This window comes from Actinopolymorpha singaporensis, from assembly GCF_900104745.1.
GTDB lineage: Bacteria > Actinomycetota > Actinomycetes > Propionibacteriales > Actinopolymorphaceae > Actinopolymorpha > Actinopolymorpha singaporensis.
Map to the genome: position 1 here is coordinate 4,174,275 of NZ_LT629732.1, position 22,020 is coordinate 4,196,294.

Genomic DNA, 22,020 nt, shown 5'->3' on the forward strand with positions numbered 1-22,020 from the left:
GAGGGCTGACCGATGGCGGTGAAGCGGGACAACCCCTATGGGGCGTTCAACTTCCTGGTCTCCCTCGGCGGGGACCAGGGGTCGGGCGACGAGGGCTCGATCGTCGGAGGCTTCTCCGACGTCAGCGGGCTCGGCTTCGAGGTGCAGTACGCCGAGTACCGCAACGGCAACGAGAAGGTCAACACCGTCCGCAAGGTCCAGAACAGTTTCAAGGTGGACGACGTCACACTCAAGCGCGGGCTCATGGGCTCCGACGACCTCTTCTCCTGGCTGCAGGACGTCCGGGAGGGCCACGTCGACGCCCGCACGGTGACGATCTCGCTGCTGGACGAGGCCCGGAGCACCGTCGCCACCTGGAAGCTGCTCTTCGCCAAGCCGAAGAAGTGGACCGGGCCGACGTTGGCCGCGAAGGGTGGCACCGAGGTGGCGATGGAGGAGCTGGTGCTCTGCCACGAGGGCATTGAGTACCGCTGATGACAGCGCCCGGGACCGGTGGGCTCGGTGGGCTTAGCGGGCTTGGTGGGCTTGGCGCGCCCGGCGTCCTCGTGGCCCCACCCGAGCCGGTACGGGCGATCACCGGCGTGCGCCGGGACGTGACGGCGTTCGCCGGAATCGCTCCGCGCGGCCCGGTCCGCGAGCCGGTGGGAGAGTTGTTGCCGGACACGGACCTGGCGGTCTGGCTCACTGGCCCGAAATCACGGTCGGTGGCGGTGCCGGTGACCAGTTGGGACGAGTACCGGTACGCCTTCGGTGGCTTCGAGGGTCCGGGCCGCCTTCCGTACGCCGTGGCCGCCTTCTTCGCGCAGGGTGGTGAACGCGCCTGGGTGGTACGGGTCGTGCACGACTACGGCTCCGACGACGACGCAGGACGCGCCGTCGGCCCGCTCGGCTCGCTGGTCACCACCGAAGGTGACCAGCTCCAGCTGTCCGCCCGGAGCGAGGGCGCCTGGGGCAACCGGCTGCGGGCGACGCTTTCCTTCACGGCGCGGCCGGTCCCGGTGCTCGCGGCCACGTCGAGCGAGCTGGTGGTGACCCCGTACCAGGAGGCGCCGATCGGTTCGCTGGTCCGGGTACGGCTTCCGGGCGACCTGCTCCAGCTGCGGTTCGTAGACCGGGTCGAGGACCGCCCCGACCCTGCCGGTCCGGGACTGCGCAGGTACCTGTTGCTGGACGTACCGCTGGCGTCCGCGCCCGCAGGCTTCGACCTGGTCACCGGTGTACTGGCGGTCACCGACGCAGACCCGCTGTTTCCGCGCGAGGAGACGCTGGCCGGGCTCGGCCTGCGCGCGGACCACCCGCGGTGGGTCGGCCGCGCACTGGTCACCGAGTCCACGTTGCTGCAGCCGACAGTTGGCTGGGCAGGGGGGACGGTCGACCTGGCCGAGGTCGACCCGACCCTGCCACCGGTCGAGGCGGCTCTCGCCGGCGGAAGAGACCGGTGGGACGACGTCGTACCGGAGGACTTCTGGGACCCCGGCTGGGTGCCCGGCGACGAACGGCCCGGCTCCGGCGTGCACTGCCTGGCCGAGAACGACGAGGTGGCACTGCTGGCGGCGCCGGACCTGTACGACCCGGCGCCGATCGCACCGACCGACGATGTCCGCGACCCACCTACGGTGGCCGGCCCGGACTTCGCCGTCTGCGTCGAGCTTTCGCCGCCGGCACCGGCACCGGATCCGCCGCCGCCCGGGTTGAGCGGCCTGGCGCTCGACCCGCAGGTCCCCGCCGACCTCGACCGCATCGTGGCCGCTCAGCAGGCGCTTGTCGCGTTCGCCGAGATCCGGCGCGACCTCACCGTGCTGCTGGACGTGCCACTCGGGCTGCCACACCGGCGGATCCTGCAGTGGCGGAACGCGTTCGACTCGCCGCACGCCGCCGCCTACCACCCCTGGCTGGACGTGGCCGCGCCGGACGACGCCCGGGACACCCTCGTCAGGGTCAACCCGTCGGCGTTCGCGGCCGGCATCGTCGCCGACCGGGAGCTCCGGCTCGGCGTACCGACCGGGCCGAGCAACCAGGTCGCGATCGGCCCGGTCCGCGTGTCCTCCACCGTGACCCGGAACCAGCACGACGAGCTGCACGCGGACGGGATCAACGTCTTCCTCGCCGACCGGGACGGCATCCGGCTCACCGGCGCTCGCACGCTGTCGCGGCGCGCCGAACTGCGCCAGCTCAGCGTCGCCCGGCTGATGACGGTGCTGCGCCTGTCACTGGAGCGGGAGTTGGACTGGGCGGTCTTCGAACCGAACGGGGACGCACTGTGGGACGAGGTCCGCCGCATGGTCGCGGCGTACCTGGCCCGGCTCTACGCCGCGGGCGCGTTCACCGGGGCGACCGCCCAGGAAGCCTTCTTCGTCCGCTGCGACCGCACCACGATGACCCCGAACGACCTCGACAACGGCCGCTTCGTCTGCCTGGTCGGCGTCGCGCCCGCCGAGCCCGTCGAGTACCTCGTACTCCGGCTTGCCCGCGACCGCGACGACACCGTCCGCGTCGAGGCGGTGTGACGCGCCACCGTCGTGACTCAACAGCGCCGTACGGAGTAGAGCGTCCGGCGGCGGGGCGCCTGCTGGTTCCGCCACGCCTCCACTGAGGGCGGGATGCGCAGCGTTGCCGGGCCGAGCCACAGCTCCCCGCGCAACTCCCGGCTACGCAGAACCACCCCGCCCACCTCGTACGCCCGAATCAGCGGCTCGTAGGGGTCGGGCAGGTCGGTGGGTATCTCGCCGGAGGCATCCAGGATCAGCCAGACCAGCCAGTACGCCAGGTCTACGCGGGCCGGGGCGTCCGATGGCAGGGCGGCATACCACGACTCGGCAGACAGTCGGGCGAGGGCAGCCCGGGCGAGAGACGGGTCGTCGCGAACCAGCACCGGCGGTTGGAGGTCCGGCCACAGATCGGGCCGGTCCGCCGCCCGCACCCAGGCCGCCACCGCGTCCAGGTGTTCGCACACCGGCTCCAGTTGGGCGTCCGTGGTGGCCGGCGTCCAGTCGACCGTCCGCAACCGCTCGATCGCAGCCTCCACCGCCGCCTCCGCATCGGCCGGCACCTGGAACGCGGGCTCCCCGCTCAGCACCCGGGTCACCGCGCAGATCCAGCCGGGCCGGAGCTCTCCGGCCACCCTCATGCCGGGGCCGGCGAGTTCCTCCGCGAGCGTCGAATCCATCGCGCCTGCCCGGAGCAGCACCTCGGGTGTCAGCTCGACCACCGCCGAACCGTGGGGCCCGGCCTCCACCACGGCGGCGTACCCGCAGGCGGGGCAGGACCAGCGCAGCAACAACCGGTCCGGTCCTGGTGGCCGGAACGTGGGAACCAGGTTCGGCGGCGTCGGCGGCACGGCCCGGTGCCCGCAGCGAGGACAGGACAAGTCGATCACAGGTCTCCTCGTGGGCTAGGGAATCGTGTACACGTTGGACAGGACCGCCGTGGTGCGCGTACCGGTGATGAACCGTACGCCGGCCCACAGTTGGCGGGCATCGCCCATCCTCGCGTAGTTGCGCAGCACACGGGACAGGTCGGCCAGCCCCTCCGGGATCGTCTGGCCGGTCTGTCGGATGTCCACGACCAGATAGGACGGGGTGCCCTGGGGAAGATGCATGATCCGCCCCGCGTGCTGGTCGATGATCCACTGCTCGGTCTGCGGATTCCGGAAGTAGGAGAACACGGTTTCCCCGAGCCGGGGTGTCTTCAGCTCCATCGCCGCCCGCTGCCCGATGGCCACGTCGGTGCCGTAGACGTCAGGGAAGGTGGCACCGCGGCGGGCTCCGGGGGCGAGATCGAGCCGACCCAGGTCGAGTGGAGTTCCGCCGCGGAATCCGGGCTCGGAGAGCGGACCCGGTGTGGGATTCTGTGCGGTCGGGGGTGGGGTGTAACGCTGGAACCCGGACCCGGGACGATCGAGAACGTTCTCAAGTTGGCGCTGGGAGTGGCTTTCCGCCCAGTAGTTGGTCGGCAGTGGCCGCTGCGCGGCGGCCAACGCGTCGCGCCCCATCTCACCGAGCAGGTCTCTGTTGGGTGTTCCCGCCGGCTGGCCGACCATGGCTTCCACCCACGGCCGGCCCATACGTTGCAGCAATGCGTCCAACGACCGGCCGCCGAGCATGTCGCCCGGCATGGTGCACAGCGCCAGCGCCTCGGGTAGCAGCGCGGCGTCGAGGCCCAGCACCCTGCCCAGGCCCGGCGCGTCCAGTGGAATCAGCTGGCGGAGTTGGTCGGCAGTCAGGGCCGCGACCGGCGAGGCGCCGGTCGGCGTCTGGCGGGCCGCGTCCAGCAGCGCGACCAGATCCTGCGCCTCCTGGGCGGTCAGCCCGCGTCCGATCAGCTGGGTGCGCAGGCTGTTCCAGGCCGGGTCGGCGCCACTTGTCGGGGTGATGCCGCGGCGGGTGGCGAGGGTGCCCAGCTCGGCCGGGTCCCGGGCCTCGATCCGGTAGCCGTACTGGGCGGTGGGATCGGCGACCACACGGTACGGCCCGCCGGTACGTCCCGCGAGAGACTCGAACGCTCCCCGCAACGCGGCGTCGTAGTCCCAGACCTCACCGGTCTGCGGTACCGGCTGGCCCGCGGGATCCAGACCGAGTTGTTGGCGAAAGGCGTAAGGGTCGGCCCGGTGCTCGCTCGGCGCCACGTCGTGCGCACCGAAGTGCTCCCGGCCCGGCTGGGTGACGTCGCCGCGCCAGCCGCCCGGGTGCGCCGACCGGTACGGCATCCCCGCCAGCATGAGTCCCTGTTCGACGTACTCGTGCGCCATCAGCCGGCGGAACTCCGCCACCTCTGTGTCGGTCAGCACGCCCTCGTATGCGCGCAACCACAGTCGGGCCAGGCTGTACATCGGGTCGAAGCGCTGCACGTTCGCCCGCCCCGGTGCGACCGCGATGGTGTGGAGCCGGAAGAAGAGGTGCTGTCGAACGGCCTCGATCACATGCGCCGGTACGCCGGTGTTCTGCGCTATCTGCAGTACGTCGTCAGTGAGGGTGCGGATCGTGTCGTACGCCTCGGTGGCGCGCCGCTCCACCTCGTTCGGTCCGCGAGAGATCGTCAGGTCGGCCTCGGGCGGCATTCGCAGCGGGTCGGCCCCGGTCGCGCCCGCGTGCATTCGAATGAACGCGATCTCCTGCCCGGACGGGTCATGCAGCCGCAGGAGGCCGCTGGCCGGATCCGCCGAGACGACAGTGAAGCCACGCTGCAGGAAGTGCGACCGAACCATCTCGAACGTGCCCTCGTAGCCGAAGACGTTCTGGCCGCTCCCGAGTGGACGGACCCGGAAGGCGTCCAGCAGCAGGGTCGAGTCGGCCTGCCGGATCTGCGTCTGGAGCAGCGCGCTGAGTTCAGCGAACTCGGCCTGGGTGAGCTGGCTCGGGTCCCGGGCGGCGATTTCGCGCAGGAGACCGATCCGTTCCTGCAGCATTGCTCGCGAACGGCGGACCAGCGACCGGGTCCGCGCGGGGTCGGGCTCGCCCTGGAAGTTGGCCTGGAGCTCGGCTCCGATCCGCTCTGCGCGCACGTTGTGTGCGGAGATCCGGGCCCGCAGCAGCGGCTCGGTGATCCTCAGCGTGAGCGGCCGCATAGCGGCCAGGCCGACGTGTACCGCGCCCATCATCAGCAGCGTCTCGCCGGCACTCGTCCAGAACCGGGCGGTGCCGAGCCCCGGGATCGGCTCGCCGCGGGCCAGCGGCTCGATGATGTTGCCGTACGCCAGCAGCGTGGCGTAGCTGGCCGCGAACCGGCCGGCGGACAGGCCCGTGCTCGGCGGGCGCGCACCGGCCAGCGCCTCGAACAGCCCACCCACAGCCCGTAGCGCCCCGACCGCACCGATGGACAGCAGCAGGTCCCGTCGCCAGGTGGTCGGGAACACCGGGCCCTGTCCACCGTGCACCGCCCAGTCCAAGCCACGTTGGGTGGTGTAGAACGCCGAGCCCTCAGCGATCACCGAGCCCACCCAGATCAGGCTGCGCCCGCCGATCAGCTCGCCGACCCCGAGCATCTCCAGCCCACCGGCGGCAGCCTCGCCGGCCAGCCCGCCGGTCCACGCGGAGACGATGAGGATCGCCACCGCCAGCTGGATCTCGGCCGTGACGAGGTCGGCCTGGTAGCGGGCCGCCTGGGAGGTCATCCAGATCTGCATCCGCCGGCCGGTCTGCTGTGCCGACTCCGCGCCGGCCGCTTCCAGCTGCTCGACCACCTCCGGGTTGGACTCGTACCGTTCGGCCAGCAAGGTGAAGTTGTCGCGGTGCGTGCGCAGGTCGGCGACGATGGCGTCCTTGTCCCGCTGGTCCATCAGACCCTGACCGACGCCTTGCATGGGGTCGACGAACTGGCCCTCGCCGCCGCTCATCGAGGGCGTCGGCGGCGGCGGTGTGTAGACCAGCTGGGACTCCAGCTCCCGGGCGGCGCGTTCACTGGCCACAGCGCTGCGGGCCAGCCGGACGCGGGCCAGGAGCGACCGCAGGGTCGGCTGGATCCGAGCCAGGTCCTCCAGCACCGCGATGGGGTGCTGGTCCACCGCCGGCTGCCAGGCGGCGATCCGTGCGGTCATCCGGTCCAGCTCGGCGATCAGCGGTGGGACGAGCGCGGTGAGGCGTGGCACCGGCGCGAAGCCGACCGCGGGTTGGAGGATGGTGCGCAGGTCGTTACGCGCCTCGTCCACGTGCGTGCCCAGCTCGGTGACGGTCTGGCGGGTGGTGTCGACGGTGAACCGCCGCATGCCGGCCAGCGCGGACTCGAACGCCGTGTCGCGTTCGTCCGAGCCGATCGTGACCGCCGCGTCGAGCATCGCCTGGCGGTGCGCCCGGACAAGGCCGCCCATCGGGCCGGAGAGGCCGTCGGTGGCGGCGAGTGAGTCGGCCCGAGCCACTTCGGCCCGGATCAAGGTGAAGCGGTCCAGTAGCCGGGAGATTCGACGCCCCACCTGGGCCAGCTGGATCGCATCCGTCGTCGCGAGGCCGGCCTCCAGGTCACCGAACGAGGTGTCCGGGCCGGTGCTGGCGGAGGTTCGGGCGGTTGCGAGCTCACCCCGGTAGGCGCGCAGCAGTTGCAACTGCTGACGGAGTAGTCCCCGATATCCGTCGAGGTCCACCTGCCCGCCCCTGCCGGCCCGAGCGAGCAGGCCGACCGCGAGGTCGCCGAGCTGACCACTACCCTGGGCCGGCAACGCGGCCAGCCAGGCCAGGAAGTCCGGCCGCGCCAACCAGCGGACCACGAGTTGCTCGGCCGCGGTCGCGACCTCCGGCAGCGGGCTCGCGGATGCCAGCACCGCGGCCCGCCAACCGTCCGGTCCGCTTGCTCTGGACAACTCCTCGAGTGCCGCTGCACGGACCGCCGGGTCGGTCGACTCCAGCCGTTCGCCGAGCCCGGGCGCGGGCCGCGCCGGAGCCGTGAATGCCGGGAGCGCACCGATCGCCGGCGCCGCCTGGCGGCCCGGCACCGCGGGGATCTGCTCGCCGGTGAGCCGCTCCACGTCTCGGCTGCCGCCCAGGATGCCGCCGCTACTGCCTCCGCAGGACGCAAGCCGCAAGCCCGTACCGGCAAGTCGCGGTGCCCGGCCGCCGGCGATGGCAGAGGCGGCGGCGTCGTCGGCGTCTCGTTCCGCGCCGGCAGCGTCGGTTGCCGGCGCTGAGCGTTGCTGGACCGTGTGCGCGACCTCGTGGGCGAGCAGGGCTTCGGCGGCAAGGGTGCCGGTGGCGGGCGCGTGTGCGCCGAGGACGACGTGCTCGCCGGCGGTGACCGCGAGGCCGGGCAGCGTATCCGACCGGTGCACCTGCACGGTCGAGAGGTTCGCGTCGAGAGCTGTGCCAAGCCGTTGCCGCTGACTGGCCGTCAGCGGCTCGCCCGGGCCGAGTCGCAGCAGCGCCTCCAACAGGTTGATGACCGGGTCGGCAGGAACCGGGTTGGGCAGCCCAACTGCGCGGGCGGCACTGCCGAGCAGGCCGGCGGGATCGGCCGGCAACATGACCGAGCCGTCACCGGAGGACCGCCAGGTTCGAATGCCGGTGCGGGCCCGGGCGACCACCGCGGCTCGCAGGTCGTCCGCGGTACGCCCGGTCACCGGTGGGACCCAATGGACGAGGAAGGCCTGCCACCGGTCCAGTGGCGCGGCCCGGTAGCGCTCCAGCATCCCTTCGATGATCGGGCAACCCGCGCCGGTCATCCCTGTGCCCGCCAGCTCCTCGTCGACCATGGTTTCCAGGTCGCGGCCGAGCATGGCGAGGAACGCGCCACGAGTCGTACCGCCCGGCGGCGGGGCCGTGCCATCCTCCGCGATGACATCGGTGACAGCCCACCGGCCGGTGTTGGTCCGCTGTCCCGCGACCGGGTCGGCCCGGGCAACGGCCGGGGTGGCCTGAGTGTCCCGTTCGCTCCGAGCGAGTGCCGGTTCGCTCATCGGCGGACCGTCCCGACCGCACGTCGGTGGGACGACTCCCGGGATCCCGGGAACCTGCAGGGCCGGGTACGCACCTGCTCACTGTGGTCCGCCCGGCATCACCGGGCCGTCACCGGAGCGACGAGAGCGACGGGCCACGGCGGTGAGGGTGACGGTGACGTGACGGGCCGGCCGGACGCTTTCGCCGTGGCTGACGTGCTGCTGACCGCATTCCGCTTCGAGGTGAGCTTCACCCGGGTCGCCGGGGCGGGGCCACAGGGCCTGGGCAACGGCGGTTTCCAGGAGGTCTCCGGCCTGGACGTCGAAATGGACGTCAAGGACTATGAGGAGGGCGGCCGCAACGACGGGATCATCCGTCGGGTCGGCCGAGCCAAGTACTCACCGCTGGTCTGCAAGCGAGGCATGTTCGGCCCGGTCGGCGGCAACGCCGTTCCCGAACTCTGGCAGTGGTTCCAGGACGTCGTCGGCGGCGTTCGGCCCGTCCGCCGGTACGACGGCACGGTAGTCGTCCAGGACCAGCAGGGCCACCAGAGAGCCGCCTGGCTGTTCTCGGCCGCAGTGCCGGCGAAGCTGGTCGGCCCCCAGCTGAACGCCCGTACCGGCGAGATCGCTGTGGAGGAGCTGCATCTGGCACACCAGGGCTTGCGGTTGGAGGGCACGGCATGACCACGCTGGAGAAGGCCGTCCTCGAGGAGCTGGACAAGGCAGGCAAGGCGAAGCCGAAGAGCGCGGTACCGGTCCAGTTCAACCCGACCTCGCTCAAGCTGCAGATGTCCAACAGCACCGACGGCGCAACCTCCCGGGGCCGCCAGGTGCAGCAGTACAACGGGTCGGCCAGCACCAGCCTCTCGGTGCAGCTGGAGTTCGACACCGCCGACGAGGGCACCACCGCCGCGCCGGTCGACGTGCGTACCAAGACCGCACAGGTGGCGCGGTTCGTCCTGCCCGGTGGCACCGGCTCCAAGCAGGCACCGCCGCGGGTCCAGTTCCGGTGGGGCACGGTGATCGTCGGCGGCGTCATGACGTCGATGTCGGAGGAGCTGAGCCTCTTCTCCACGCAGGGCGTCCCGCTGCGCGCGTCGGTCACCGTGGACATCAAGCAACAGGACCCGAAGTTCGAAGCGCTCGAGCGCGGCCCGGGAGCCAACCCGGACACCGCGGCGCCGCCGGCCGGCAAGCCCACGAAGAACGCCGGTCCGGGCACCGTCGGCAGCGGGGGCGGCGCCGGGGGGCGTACGGCCGAGGCACTTGACGGCGAGTCGGCGGCGGACTTCCTGGCCCGCAACGGCCTGGACCCCTCGGCCTGGCGGTCCATTGCCGGGCCGCTGGACGACCCACTGTCGCTGCCGGCCGGGCTTGCGGTCGACTTCTCCGCCTCGCTGTCGGTGGACCCCGGCGTGGGTGTCTCGGCCGGCTTCGCCGCCGAGCTGGACGTGTCCGCCGGCGCCTCGCTCGGGCTGGAGGCCGGCAACGGAGCCGGGGTGTCCGCGGGCCTTGCGCTCACCGGCGCCGGTGGAGTCACCGCCGCGGCCGAGACGCTCGCCGCCGGAGAGGCGGCCACCGCGGCGGATCTGGCCCGGGCCGCGTTCGCCTCGCCCGCCTCTCCGGCGGCTGCCCCGGCCACGGATTCGCGTGCTCCGCTGCGTACCGTCCCGAGCGCACGGACTCTCGGCCCGGTGCCGGCAGCGCCACGGCCGCTGCCTCCGCGTGCCGACCCGCGGGCGACGAGCTTCGGCCGGGGCGTACCGCTGCGGGACCGGGTGGTGCCGCCCGAGGTGTCCGCCGGTACCGGCGGCTGGGTCGTGGTCGGCCACCGACCGCCGGTTGCCCCGGCCACCGGCGCGGGCGGCGCCCGCCGAGCCGGAGACTGTTCGTCCAGCTGTGGCTGCGGCGGCCGCACGGGGTGTTCGCGATGACCGTGCACGTGGGCGAGCTGACGTCCGAGGTCGTGGCCGCCGAAGAGCCGCGCACCCCGAGCCCGGCGGAGGTGTCGGTGTGGGAGGAGCGCCTCCGCATCCAGGCCACCCTCGACCGGCTCGCGCGCGACCGGGCCCGTACGGCGACGGAGGGCTGTCATGAGTGAGCCCGCGGTTCACCCGTACTCCTCCCACGCGCCGGTCTTCACTGTCGCGGGACGGACCGAGGGGCGACTCGGTCGAGACCTGCTCCGCCTGGACATCCAGGAGGGCTCCCTCGGCCTGCGCACCCTGGTGGCACACCTGGACCCGGTCGGCCCGGACAGCGACGGCTCCGCCGAGTCGCTGTCGTACCTGGACGGTGGCCTGCTGGACTTCGGCACCGAACTCACTGCCACGCTCGGCCCGGCCGGCGGCGAACGGCAGCTGTTCAAGGGCGTCGTCTCCGGGCTGGAGGTGTCCTTCGCCGAGGGTGGCACGCCGTACGTCACGGTCTTTGCCGAGGACGCGCTGATGAAGCTGCGGCTGACCCACACCACCACGTCGTACGAGAACAGGACCGACGCCCAGCTGGCCGAGGCGGTGGCCGACCGGCACGGGCTGGGTTCGGTCGCAGACGCCGACGGCCCGGCATATCCGCTCGTTCAGCAGTGGGACCAGTCGGACCTTGCGTTCCTGCGGGAGCGGGCACTGCGGGTGGCCGCCGAGCTGTGGGTGGACTCCGACGACACCCTCCACTTCACCACCCGGGACAAGCGGGAAGGCGCCGACCTGCGGCTGGTGCAGGGCAACGAACTCGTCGAACTGCACGCACGGGCGGATCTGGCGCACCAGCGGGCCGACGTCCAACTGCTCGGCTGGGACGACGACACCGCCGCAAAAGTGGTCGAGACCGCCGGTGCCGACCTGGTCTCGGCCGAGACCGGCGGTGGGCGCACCGGGCCGTCGATCGTCGCGCAGGTCTATCGAGGGCCCCGCCTGACCAGATCCCGCCGGGACACTCCGGTAGCGGGCACCGCCACGGCGTACGCCGCCGCAGAACTGCTGCGCCGAGCCCGGGGATTCGTCACCGTCGAGGGCACCACCGCCGGCACCCCCGACCTCGTGCCCGGTGCGCACCTCGACCTGCGCCGGGTGGGGCGCCCGTTCGAAGGGGACGGCTACCGCGTCGTGCACGCCCGGCACAGCTACGACCCGTCGATCGGTTACCGGACCGCGTTCCGGGCGGAGCGGCCGGAGGTGCGCTCGTGACCCCGGACGTGCACGCGGACCGCTGGTACGGGCTGTATCCGGCGACGGTGGCCAAGCTCGCGGGCGACCCCGAGCACCGGCAGCGGATCCAGGTCAGCCTGGACTGGCTGCCCCGCTCGGACGGCACCGGTCCGGTGACCGCCTGGGCCACCGTCGTCAGCCCGTACGCGGATGCCGACCAGGGGCTGCGGATCCTGCCGGAGAAGGGCTCCACCGTGGTGGTGGGCTTTCAGGCCGGCTACCCCGACCGTCCGTACGTCCTCGGCGGAACCTGGAACGGCGTCGCGCACATGCCGGATGCCCCGGACGACGCGAACAACCTGCGGGTGCTCCAAACCCGGTCCGGCACCCGCCTGGAGTTCGACGACACCGACGGCGCGGTCGCGGTACGGCTGTCGGTGGCCGGTACGGACGGACCGGTGCACCGGCTGGTGATGGACGACGCGCAGGGGACCGTCACCGTCGAGGCGGCCAGTGGCGCGACGATCACGCTCACCCAGGACGGCGGTGTACGCGTCGACGCGACCTCCACGGTGAACGTCAGCGCGGCGATGGTGAGCGTGGACGCCGACCTCAGCGAGTTCTCCGGGACCGTGGTCTGCGACACGCTGGTGGCGACCGGCGGTGGCGTGGTGTCCCCGGCGTACACGCCCGGCGCGGGGAACGTCTGGTGACCGCGCGGGTGACCGCCCACCGGTGGCGGCTGGTGGCCCCGTGGTACCGCTGGGAGCGGCGGGACGGGGCAGAGCCGGAGCGGGCCGCGGGCGCGGGACGACCGGCGTTGCACAAGTACACCTCGACCGGCTACGTGGCCGACTACCTGGCCGACCCCCAGCGGTCGGTCGTGTTCGGCCCGGTCGACCAGTACCAGCAGCTCGAGCCGATCCCGCACGTCCCGCTGCCGGGCGACACCCGCAAGCGGCACCGGTTCCTGGCCACGACCCGCTTCAAGCCGAGCGGGGTGCGCAAGCTCTTCCCGGTCGCCCACCAGCGGCACTACGTGGTCGCGGTCGGACTGCACTGCGACGACCCGGGTTTTCCCCGGGTCGACCCGGGGGACGTGGCCGAGGCCGGGTTCGTCGTACGTCGGCAACGGGTCGCGGTGCCGGTCGGCCAGGAGAAGGCGGCGGCCGCGCTGTTGCAGGCGGTGGCCGCGGCGAAGACCGAGCAGACCCGCCGGGAGCTCACCGTGGCCCGCGACCGCGCCCGCGCACTGCATCCGTTCGGCACCGCGCTGCGGGCGCGGCTGCGCGATCCGGACGCGGCGGCCGTCGTCGCGCATCGCGAACTGGAGACGGCCCGCAGAGCGCTCCGGGTGTGGGCCTCCACGGCCGGCGTCGACCGCCGCACTGAGGCCTGGGTGCCCACTGGGGACGGCGCCTTCGGCGAGTGGGTGCCGATCGCCGACGAGCCGGAGGAACTGGTCGAGCGCCGTTACCCCCTTCGGCTGCTGACGGCTCCGGCCGCCGATCCCGACCATCCGGCCCGGGACGGCACCATCTACTGGGGCACGGTGCCCACCGCGAGCGCCGAGCTGAGCCGGGACGGGTCGGCCCGGTTCACCGAACTGGGCACCTACGAGGTGCGCGCCTTCGCGCGGATGCGAGGCTGCGGCGACTGTCCGGGCCCCCTGGTCTGGTCGGCGCCGTCCGAGGCGTACCGGCTGGCGTCCTTCCACGACCCGGACGGCTGTGCGCAACGGCCGGTCGAGATCCGGCTGCCCGACTTCGCCCAGCTCGAGGCGAGCAACGCGACGCCGTCGGTGAGGATGAGCTCGCCGCCGGCCTCGTCGTTCGTCTTCGCCGAGGACGGCCGGATACCCACCTCGGGCTCGGTCCGGCCCGGCGCTGACTTCTGCTTCTTCGCCATCCCGCTCATCACCATCGTCGCGACGTTCGTGCTCAAGCTCTTCCTGCCGATCGTGACCTTGGTCTTCGGGCTGTTCTGGATGCTCAAGCTGAAGTTCTGCATCCCTCCGAGCCTGCAGCTGGAGGCCGACCTCACCGCCGAACTGGACGTTGTGCCCGGCGGGATCGAGGCGTCGCTCCATGTCGACATCGACGTGCAGGCGGGGGTGGACCAGTCGGCGCTGGAGGGCGTGCTGCGGTCCGGCCTGGACACAGACCGTCCGGGCCAGCACCTGGGAACCACGCTGACCAGCGCCTACACCAACGACCCGGTGGTGGAGTTGCTGGCCCGGCAGGGATACGGCGCACCGCCCGGACAGCCGTTCCCGGTGTTCGGGGAGCTGCCGGAGTACACCACCGGCGTACGCCCGGAGGAGGTGGTGCACCCGTGACCGAGACACCTTCGCGGCTCGGCTCCGGCTGGGCGTTCCCGGTGCGGCCACGCCAGGTCGGCGGCGGCTTGGCGTACGCCTCCGGTGCCGAGAAGGTACGCGAGGCGATCCTGCTGGTGTTGCGTACCGAGCCGGGGGAGCGGGTCATGCGACCGACGTTCGGCTGCGGGCTGCGCCGCTACCTGGGCGAGCCGAACACCGTGGCCACCCGGGCCCGGCTCGTTCGCGAGGTGACCGGGGCGCTCGACGCGTGGGAGCCCCGGGTCCAGCTCCGTGAGGTGACCGCGACCGCCGGGGACGACCCGTCACTGGTCCTGCTGACCGTCCGCTACGAGCACGCCCGCGACGGCAGCCCGGGCCTTCTCGTCTACCCCTTCTACCTGGAGGGCTGAGTCGTGCCCCTGCGCAGCCCGATCCTCGACGACCGTTCGTACGCTCAGCTGCGCGACGAACTGGTCGCGCGGATTCCCGTGTACGCGCCGGAGTGGACCGACCACCACCCGAGCGACCCGGGCATCACGCTGGTCGAGCTGTTCGCGTTCCTGGCCGAGAATCTGCTGTTCCGGTTCAACCAGGTCCCGGACGCCACCAAGTTGGCGTTCCTGAAGCTGCTGGACATTCCGGTACGCCCGGCGGTTCCAGCCTCCGGGACGGTCGCGTTCGCCACTGCCGTACCGGCGGGCGTGTTGGTGCCGGGCGACACCCGGGTACTGGCCGGGCCGGTGGAGTTCAGGACCGGTTCGGAGCTGGTTGCCTGGCCGCTGACTGCCCGCGCGGCGATCCGCGCCCGCCACGACGCAGAACTGGACGAGGACACCGCGGAGTACTTCGCCCGCGCCAGCGTCGCCGCCGGCACCACGGTGGCGGCCGCGTCCCGCTACCGGACCGCGTTCGGCGCGGCGGCGCCGGCCCAACCTGGCGGCGACGTGCTGGACCCCGCCGGGTCCATCGACGGCCGGCTGTACGTGCTGCTCATCAGAGGTGCGGTGGCGCCGGACCCGGCAAGGTTCGCCGGCGGCCTGGTGACGCTCGGCGTGGTACCTGCCCGCGAGGTCGCCTCGATGTCGGAGGTGGACGCCTGCGGCGCGGCCACCGATCCTGCCGCCGTTCAGTGGCAGATCGCGACGACCAGTCCGGTGCCCGGCGCGCCAGACCCGGACAGTGCCGACCCGGTGTGGCGAACGCTGACAGTCGAGGCCGACACCACCCGCGCGCTCACCCGGCCCGGCGTCGTTCAGCTACGCATGCCGGCCGATCTCACCGACATCGGCCTCTATCTGCCCGCCGACCCCGACTCCGCCGGCGCCGGCGACCAGCCGCCGCTGATCGAGGACGACGCACTGGCCGTCACCGCGCTGGCCTGGCTGCGGGCGTACCGGCCAACCGGCGCGCCGCTGCCCGCCGTCGAGTGGCTGGGCGCCAACGCCACCCCCGTCGAACAGTCGGCCGCCGCGACGGCGGAGTTCCTCGGGACCGGCACCGGCGAACCAGGCCAGGAGTACCGGCTGGTGCACCCGGGCGTGCTCGGTAACGTCGCGCTCGACGTCGAGGAGCAGGGCGCCAACCGCTGGGTGCCGTGGACCCAGGTCGCCGACCTGCGGGCGACCGGCGTGGACGACCGGGTGTTCGCCCTCGACCCGGAGGCCGGGCTGGTGCGGTTCGGTGACGGTCGGCGCGGCAGACCCCCTCAGATCGGGGAGAGGATCCGGGTCAGCCGCTATCGCTACGGCGGCGGGGCGACCGGGAACGTCGGTCCGGAGGCGATCAGCACTGTCCGGTTGGTCGGCGGGGTCACGGTGACCAATCCGCTGCCCTGCCGCGGCGGCGCGGACGCCGAGCCGCTCGCCGACGCGGTCGACCGGATCCCCGAGGAGTTCCGCCGGCACGACCGGGCAGTCACCGTCTCCGACTTCCGGGAACTGGCGGAGCAGACGCCGGGGGCCGGGGTGGTGAGGGCGGAGACGCTGCGGCTGTTCAACCCGCACCAGCCGGACGAGCCTGCGCCTGGTGTGGTCTCGGTGGTGGTGTGGCCGGCCGCCGACCCGGTGCACCCGGACGCGCCCATCCCGGACCGGGACACGCTGCGGGCGGTCTGCCGGTGGCTGGACGAGCGCCGACTGGTCACCACCGAGCTGTACGTGATCCCGCCGACGTACCGGCGGGTCGCGGTGAGCGTCGGGATCGCGGTCAGGCCGGGGTACGGCGTGGAAGGCGTACGCCGCTGGGTCGAACTGGTGCTGCGGCAGTACCTGTCGCCGTTGCCCCCGTACGGGCCGGAAGGACGGGGCTGGCCGCTCGGCCGGTCGGTCTTCGGACCGGAGCTGGAGGCGGCGGCGCTGCAGGTCGAAGGCCTGGAGTTCCTCAGCGGGCTGCGGGTCGCCGCGTGGTCCGACGGCTGGCAGGAGCAGTCGCGGGTCGAGCTTGACGACTGGGAAGTACCCGAGCTGGCCGAGATCAGCGTGGTGGCGGGCGACCCACTGCCCCCGGGTCAGCAGCCGGCGCCGCCGGGACCCCCCGGTCCCCCGGTGCCCGTGCGCGCTCCCAGGGAGGTGTGCTGATGCCCGCCGTCCGGACCGCATCGATGGTCGCCACCTGCGACCAGTGGGTGCGTGCACGGCACCAGGGCACCGCCGTGGACGGCTCGCCGGGCGCGCTGACCCTGTCGTGGACGGAGCCGGCGGATCCCGGCCCCGGCTTCGGCTCCCACTGCGTGTCCCGCGGCCTGGCGGTCGACCGGCTGTGCCGGGTCTACCGGCTGCTGCTGCACTCGGTCGAACGGCTGGCGGTGGGACCGACCCGGCACGGGCTGGACTACGCGAAACTCCCACTTTCGGTGAGGGTGGTCGGCCGCGAACCGCGACCCGCGCCCGCCGCGGACTTCCGGCCGTGGTCGCCACCGGAACTGTTGGACGGTGCCGGGATCGCCGTGGACGCGGACGATCGGCTGTTCCTCAGCGACCGCGGCCGCCACTGGATCGCCGTGCTGGACCTGTGGAGCCGCCGCACGCTGCGCACGGTGCCGGTGGCGGGGGAGCCGATGGGCTTGGCGGCCTTCGGCCGGACGGTCTACGCGGTGATCCGGGAGCCGGCCGCCCTGCTCCGGCTGACCGCCACCCGCGGCCCGGAATCGACGGCACTGTCCGGCGGTGCGCCCGTCGGCGCCCAACCGTCGCGGGTGGCGGTGCTGCCCGGTGGCGCTCCGGTCGTCCTGTGGCATGCCCCTGACGGCACCGGCTGGCTGACTCTCGCCGGCCGGCCGGCCGAGCCGGTCGGCGGTGCCTCCGACATCACGGTCGACGCCGACGGAGCGGTGGTCGTGGCGCCTTGCCCGCAGCCTGCCGGCGGCCAACGCGCGATGCTGCGCAGGCTGGTGCCCACCGCGTCCGGCTGGACCCGGGCTCTCCCGTTGGACGCCGCCGGATACGACGGCTCCGGCGTCGTATCCACCGCCGACGGACGGATCGGGTACTGGACGGCGGCCGGCTTCCGGCTGGCAGTCCGCGGCCGGGTGACGTACGAGACACAGGGGATCTGCGTGACCTACCGGCTCGACTCCGGCCTGCCACGCAACCGGTGGGGCCGGGTGATTCTGGACGGCTGCCTGCCTCCCGGCACCGACTGCCACATCGCGACGGCCACCAGCGACGAGGAGTACGAGACCGCGCTCCCACCGGCGCCGGCGCAGCCCGCAGGCTGTGACCCCGCCGGCGGAACGACCCCTCCACTTCCGCCCGCCGAGCTCGCCCTGCCGCCTGTGCAGATAGGTGGTGCGCTTCACCGGCGCCGGGACGCGCCCACCCCGTGGTGGCGACCGGCAGCTGGCGACAGCGTCGACATCTTCGAGGCGCCCGTCCTGTCCCCGCCCGGCCGCTACCTCTGGGTCAGCCTCCGGCTGTCCGGCGACGGCCGGAGCACGCCCGTGGTCCGCGCGCTCCGGGTCGAGCACCAGACCCACGACCTGGTTCGCCGCCTGCCCGGGGTGTACGCCGAGGACCAGCCGGACCCGTCGTTCCTGCACCGCTACCTGGCGATGTTCGACAGCCTGCTGTACGACCTGGACCAGCGGGCCGCCCGTCGGGACGTACTCGTCGACCCGGCGGCGACACCGGTGGAGGCACTGACCTGGCTGGCCTCCTTCGTCGGGCTGGCCCTGGACGACCGTTGGCCGGAGTCCTCCCGGCGGCGGCTGCTCGCCGAGATCGTCCCGCTCTACCGCCGCCGCGGCACGATCGGTGCGCTGTCCCGGTACCTCGAACTGTTCCTCGGCCGACCGCCGGTGATCGTCGAGCACTTCCGGCTCCGCGGCCTGGCACCGGTGCCCGGCGCCGACCCGGCGGCGTCGAGCCGGGCCGTGGTCGGGGTGGGCTTCCGGGTCGGCGGCGAGGTCGGCACGCTCGGGTCGACTCCCGACCCGGCAGGCGTGCATACCTCGCCGATGGCTGCCGCGGCGCACCGATTCTCCGTACTCGTACCGCAGCCGCTGTCGGAGGAGGAGGAGGCCGCCGTACGGCATGTCCTGGACACCGAGCGGCCGGCGCACACCGACTACGAGCTGTGCACGGTGGACGCGGGGATGCGAATCGGCAGTGGCCTGCACCTCGGGCTCACCTCGATGGTCGGCCCCACCGGCGCCTTCGACCCGCTGGTCGCGGGCGCGTCGGTCGCCGGTCGCGGCACCGTGCTCGGCGGCGCGATGTCCGGGCTGGCCGTCGAGGCGGCCCGGCTGGACCGAACGGCCAGGGTGGGGTGAGGGATGGTCACCGTGACCGTGGACCGGATGCGTACCCGCTACATCGGCGACGCGGTGCGCTTCGACGGTCACCTGCGTCGGATGCTCGACGAGGAACTGGCGCCGGCACTGAGGGCGGTGTCGCTACCCGACGGACACGTCTGCCTTCGGCGGCTGAGCGTGCCGGTGAGACTGGGGCCGTCCGGCGCGGCCCGGTCGTGGGCGGACCAGATCGCGGCCGCACTCGCCCGCGCCCTCCACGCGGGTGACGACGTGGTGATCTTCCCGCGCACCCTGGACGCGCTGACGGACGTACTCGTGTCCATTGGCCGGGGCGACACCGGCAGGGCCTGGGCCTGGCGGCAACTCGGGCTGCTGTCCGCCGACCCGCACCACCCGGATGCCGCGGCGACCGCACTGCTGCGCCGACCAGACCTCGCGTGCGCGGCGCTCGCCGCGGCCGCGCCACACGCACCGCTTCCGCTGACCGTCACCGGGTGGGCTGCACTCGCCCAGGCCGTGGCGGACCTGGTCGCCTGGCCGGCGGCCGACGACGGCCCACCTCCAGAAGTGGTCGCGGAGGCAGTGCTCGACGCACCGGTGGCCCGACGGCGCCCTGCGAGGATCGCGGAGTTGCCTCCCGACGAGCTCCGGGCGGTTGCCCAACTGCTGCTGCTGTGCGCGGCGCCTTCGCTGTCGCGTTCGGGTCGGATGATCGCCGCGGTGACCGACCTGCTGCGCCGGCCTCACGCAACGAGGCCCGGGTACGCGCCGGCACCAGGTGAAGCCGAGACGGCCGCGCGGTCGGCAGGGATGATCGACGCCGGCTGCGTCGCTCCCGACCCCGACGTACGCGATCGCGCCGTGCCGGACCGCGCGGTACCGGATGTCGACATGCCGGAGGAAGACGTGCCTGAGCGCGCGGTGCCGGCCCGTGCCGCCGGCCCGGACGGGCGCTCGGAGCCGGGTCCTCGCGACCGCACCACCGTTCGTACCTCCGGCACCCGTGCGGCGTCCGCGCCGGAGGCCACACCAAGTCACGCCGCCGGAGTGCTGTTCCTCATCGCGTGCACGGGCGTCCCTGAGCTCCGCCCCGGATCGTGCCCGCCACTCGCCCCCGACGCCCGCAATGCCGCGCGGCTCGGGCCTCTCGCCGACCGGCCCCTCTCGATGGTGGTGGGCTGGCTGGCCGCCCACCTGGGTGACGTCGACACCGACGACCCGGCCGTCCACGTCCTCGCCGGCCAGCCCCAGCAGGCGCCGGACCAACCCGTCCCGACGGAAGATGCTGCGCTCGCGGATCTCGCCGAGGACGTCCGGACGTGGCTGCGGAACCTGCTACGACTCGAACCCGCCGACGACCTGCGCTGGCTGTGGCAGCGGCCGGCCCGGATCGTGGCCGAGCCGGGCTGGGTGGAGGTCACCTACTCGCTGGAGGACGTCGACACTCGGGTCCGGGCCGCCGGCCTGGACCTCGACCCGGGATTCGTGTGGTGGCTCGGTGCCGCCGTCAGGTACCACTATGAGTGACCTCTCGTCGATGCCCGTCCGGGCCGGCCATCTGGTCGAGCGGCTCGCCGATCTGGCCGATGAGCCGCTCCGCCCGGCGCTGGCCGGGCTGGCCGCCGCGTTGCGGTCCGAGAAGGACGCCGGCGCCGCCGGCCGGCTCGGCGCCGCGCTCGGTCTCACCCCGTTCCAGTACGACCTCCTGCTGCTGGCCGGACTGCCCGAAGAACACGAGGCGGTGTCCCGGCTGGCCCGGTTGCTGAACAGCACGGCCGAGCCATGGTTCACGTCGGCTACCGCGTCCGCCGTGCTCGGTTTGGACACCGCAGGCCGCGGCCACCTGCGTACGGCGCTGGACTCCGGCACGCTCCACCGGCACCGGCTGGTGACCGGCCCGGAAAGCGTCCCGCTGCCTGAACGCGGACTTCGGCTGCCGCCAGGCGTGTGGAGCGTGCTGCGCGGGGTCGACACCTGGCCGGCCGGGATGCACCCGATCGGGCTGCCCGTCCTGCCCGGTCCCCAGCTGCCTGGGCTCGCCCCGGCCCTCGGCTCCACGTCCACCTCCGCCTTCGCAACCACGCTTGCTGCCACGCTCGCCGCCGCCGAACCGGGCCGGCACCCGGGGGAGCCTCGGGTCGTGGTGCTGAGCGGAGAGGGGCGAGACGACCGCGAGGTCGCCGCTCTCGCGGCGGCCACCGTCAGGGCTCCTACGGTGATCGTCCCCGCGGCCGAGTTGGACGCCGAGCGGACGCCCGCCTGGTCGGCACACCTGCTCGCCCGCGGAGCCGTCCCGGTAGTGGCCGGAGCGCCGTCGAGCCCGCCACTGCCCGCGTTCCCGGGCGTGGTGGTCGTCGCCACCGGCACTGTCACCGGGATGCCGTTGGACGACCGCCCGGCCGTCACCGTCGAGCTGCCAAGGCCCGATCTCGGCGAGGCGGTCGAGCTCTGGCAGGCCCTGCTGCCCGACCTCAACGGTGCCGCGGGGGAGCTGGCTGGACTGCTGCGGATCGGACGGATCGGAGCGACCCGAGCCGTCCGTGACGCCCGCGCCGCCGGCGACGTCACCGTCGGCCGGATCGTTGCCCAGGCCCGCCGGCGTACCGAGGTCGAGCTACCCGCCGCGGTTCGGCTGGTCCACCCGCACGCCTCGCTCGACCGGGTGGTGCTGCCCGCAGACCAGCACCGGCTGCTTCGATCGGTGGTGGACCGCGTACGCGGCCAGGCCCGGGTGCTCCTCGAGTGGGGCTTCGGCGAGGCGGCCAGGCATCCCGGCGGTGTGCGAATGCTCCTGTCCGGCCCGCCGGGCACCGGGAAGACGCTCGCGGTCGAGGCAGCCGCGGCGGAGCTCGGCCTGGACCTACTGGTCGTGGACCTGGCCGCGCTGGTGAGCAAGTGGCTCGGCGAAACCGAGAAGAACATCGCCGGCGTGTTCGACGCGGCCGAACGCTCTCAGGCAGTGCTGTTCTTCGACGAGGCGGACGCGGTGTTCGGTCGGCGTACCGACAGCTCCGACGCACAGGGCCGCTGGGCCAACCTGGAGACGGCGTACCTGCTGGCCCGGATCGACAGGTTCGACGGGCTGGTCGCGCTGGCCACCAACCTACGCCGCGGTATGGATGACGCGTTCGTCCGCAGGCTGGACGTGATCCTGGAGATCGACGAACCGGACCGGACGTCGCGCGAACTGTTGTGGCGGCGGCACCTACCCGCCGGCGCCCCGTATGCCGCGGACGTCGACCCTGCCGCACTCGCCGCCCTGTACGAGATCCCGGGCGGCCTCATCCGCAACGCCGCCCTGGCAGCCGCGTTCGTCGCGGCGGCAACCGGCCGCCCGATCGACCAGAGCGCCCTGGTCGAGGCGGTACGGGACGAGTACCGCAAGGCCGGCAGGTCGTTCCCGGGTGCGCCCCGGACGACTGCCCGGGGACGAGGAGGACTCTGA

15 protein-coding genes are annotated in these 22,020 nt (G+C 73.1%); 13 read left to right on the top strand and 2 right to left on the bottom strand.

What is annotated here, in order from left to right; all coding sequences use genetic code 11:
- Window positions 1-12: 12 nt before the first annotated feature.
- Together BLU27_RS18790 and BLU27_RS18795 are read left to right on the top strand one after the other, a co-directional pair.
- Complete coding sequence (locus BLU27_RS18790) at window positions 13-474, top strand: phage tail protein (RefSeq protein WP_092654976.1); 462 nt, start codon at window positions 13-15, stop codon at window positions 472-474.
- Window positions 474-2,507: a phage tail sheath C-terminal domain-containing protein gene (locus tag BLU27_RS18795; RefSeq protein WP_157728672.1), complete on the top strand. Its 2,034-nt coding sequence runs from the start codon at window positions 474-476 to the stop codon at window positions 2,505-2,507. Before BLU27_RS18790 ends, BLU27_RS18795 begins: the two co-directional genes overlap by 1 nt.
- 17 nt (window positions 2,508-2,524) lie before the next feature.
- Here the strand turns inward: BLU27_RS18795 and BLU27_RS18800 are convergent, their stop codons facing one another.
- Together BLU27_RS18800 and BLU27_RS18805 are read right to left on the bottom strand one after the other, a co-directional pair.
- Window positions 2,525-3,376, bottom strand: a complete 852-nt coding sequence (locus BLU27_RS18800; RefSeq protein ID WP_092654978.1) for a CpXC domain-containing protein — start codon at window positions 3,374-3,376, stop codon at window positions 2,525-2,527.
- 15 nt (window positions 3,377-3,391) lie between these two features.
- Window positions 3,392-8,377 carry an eCIS core domain-containing protein gene (locus tag BLU27_RS18805; RefSeq protein WP_092654979.1) on the bottom strand — a complete coding sequence of 1,662 codons (4,986 nt, stop codon included), beginning with the start codon at window positions 8,375-8,377 and terminating at the stop codon, window positions 3,392-3,394.
- Between the two features lie 186 nt (window positions 8,378-8,563).
- On the opposite strand from BLU27_RS18805, the gene BLU27_RS29990 reads away from it, so the two are divergent.
- From BLU27_RS29990 to BLU27_RS18850, 11 genes are read left to right on the top strand one after another with little or no spacing between them, the layout of a single operon-like run.
- The gene (locus BLU27_RS29990) at window positions 8,564-9,043 is read left to right on the top strand and encodes a phage tail protein (RefSeq protein ID WP_197681491.1); all 480 of its coding nucleotides are present in this window, start codon (window positions 8,564-8,566) and stop codon (window positions 9,041-9,043) included.
- Window positions 9,040-10,293, top strand: coding sequence for a CIS tube protein (locus BLU27_RS18815; protein ID WP_092654980.1), 1,254 nt, complete (start codon window positions 9,040-9,042; stop codon window positions 10,291-10,293). The genes BLU27_RS29990 and BLU27_RS18815 overlap by 4 nt, the downstream gene beginning before the upstream one ends.
- Window positions 10,290-10,460, top strand: a complete 171-nt coding sequence (locus tag BLU27_RS29225) for a hypothetical protein (protein WP_157728674.1) — start codon at window positions 10,290-10,292, stop codon at window positions 10,458-10,460. The genes BLU27_RS18815 and BLU27_RS29225 overlap by 4 nt, the downstream gene beginning before the upstream one ends.
- The gene (locus BLU27_RS18820) at window positions 10,453-11,544 is read left to right on the top strand and encodes a phage late control D family protein (protein ID WP_092654981.1); all 1,092 of its coding nucleotides are present in this window, start codon (window positions 10,453-10,455) and stop codon (window positions 11,542-11,544) included. The genes BLU27_RS29225 and BLU27_RS18820 overlap by 8 nt, the downstream gene beginning before the upstream one ends.
- Window positions 11,541-12,218, top strand: coding sequence for a phage baseplate assembly protein V (locus BLU27_RS18825; protein ID WP_092654982.1), 678 nt, complete (start codon window positions 11,541-11,543; stop codon window positions 12,216-12,218). The genes BLU27_RS18820 and BLU27_RS18825 overlap by 4 nt, the downstream gene beginning before the upstream one ends.
- Window positions 12,215-13,843, top strand: a complete 1,629-nt coding sequence (locus BLU27_RS18830) for a hypothetical protein (protein ID WP_092654983.1) — start codon at window positions 12,215-12,217, stop codon at window positions 13,841-13,843. The genes BLU27_RS18825 and BLU27_RS18830 overlap by 4 nt, the downstream gene beginning before the upstream one ends.
- Window positions 13,840-14,235: a GPW/gp25 family protein gene (locus BLU27_RS18835; RefSeq protein WP_092654984.1), complete on the top strand. Its 396-nt coding sequence runs from the start codon at window positions 13,840-13,842 to the stop codon at window positions 14,233-14,235. The genes BLU27_RS18830 and BLU27_RS18835 overlap by 4 nt, the downstream gene beginning before the upstream one ends.
- 3 nt (window positions 14,236-14,238) lie before the next feature.
- Window positions 14,239-16,401 (top strand): putative baseplate assembly protein, encoded by a 2,163-nt coding sequence (locus BLU27_RS18840; RefSeq protein WP_092654985.1) that lies wholly within the window; start codon window positions 14,239-14,241, stop codon window positions 16,399-16,401.
- A complete protein-coding gene (locus tag BLU27_RS18845; RefSeq protein ID WP_092654986.1) occupies window positions 16,401-18,593 on the top strand; it encodes a phage tail protein in 2,193 nt (730 codons plus the stop codon). The genes BLU27_RS18840 and BLU27_RS18845 overlap by 1 nt, the downstream gene beginning before the upstream one ends.
- A 3-nt stretch (window positions 18,594-18,596) precedes the next feature.
- Complete coding sequence (locus tag BLU27_RS29605; protein WP_172804993.1) at window positions 18,597-20,102, top strand: hypothetical protein; 1,506 nt, start codon at window positions 18,597-18,599, stop codon at window positions 20,100-20,102.
- Window positions 20,095-22,020 carry an ATP-binding protein gene (locus tag BLU27_RS18850; protein ID WP_172804994.1) on the top strand — a complete coding sequence of 642 codons (1,926 nt, stop codon included), beginning with the start codon at window positions 20,095-20,097 and terminating at the stop codon, window positions 22,018-22,020. The genes BLU27_RS29605 and BLU27_RS18850 overlap by 8 nt, the downstream gene beginning before the upstream one ends.

Excerpts from the sequence above, each read along its gene's own strand:
- BLU27_RS18790 (WP_092654976.1), top strand. The coding sequence starts at position 13 with ATGGCGGTGAAGCGGGACAACCCCTATGGGGCGTTCAACTTCCTGGTC.
- BLU27_RS29225 (WP_157728674.1), top strand. The coding sequence starts at position 10,290 with ATGACCGTGCACGTGGGCGAGCTGACGTCCGAGGTCGTGGCCGCCGAA.
- BLU27_RS18815 (WP_092654980.1), top strand. The coding sequence starts at position 9,040 with ATGACCACGCTGGAGAAGGCCGTCCTCGAGGAGCTGGACAAGGCAGGC.
- BLU27_RS29605 (WP_172804993.1), top strand. The coding sequence starts at position 18,597 with ATGGTCACCGTGACCGTGGACCGGATGCGTACCCGCTACATCGGCGAC.
- BLU27_RS18820 (WP_092654981.1), top strand. The coding sequence starts at position 10,453 with ATGAGTGAGCCCGCGGTTCACCCGTACTCCTCCCACGCGCCGGTCTTC.
- BLU27_RS18795 (WP_157728672.1), top strand. The coding sequence starts at position 474 with ATGACAGCGCCCGGGACCGGTGGGCTCGGTGGGCTTAGCGGGCTTGGT.
- BLU27_RS18850 (WP_172804994.1), top strand. The coding sequence starts at position 20,095 with ATGAGTGACCTCTCGTCGATGCCCGTCCGGGCCGGCCATCTGGTCGAG.
- BLU27_RS18845 (WP_092654986.1), top strand. The coding sequence starts at position 16,401 with ATGCCCGCCGTCCGGACCGCATCGATGGTCGCCACCTGCGACCAGTGG.
- BLU27_RS18805 (WP_092654979.1), bottom strand. The coding sequence starts at position 8,377 with ATGAGCGAACCGGCACTCGCTCGGAGCGAACGGGACACTCAGGCCACC.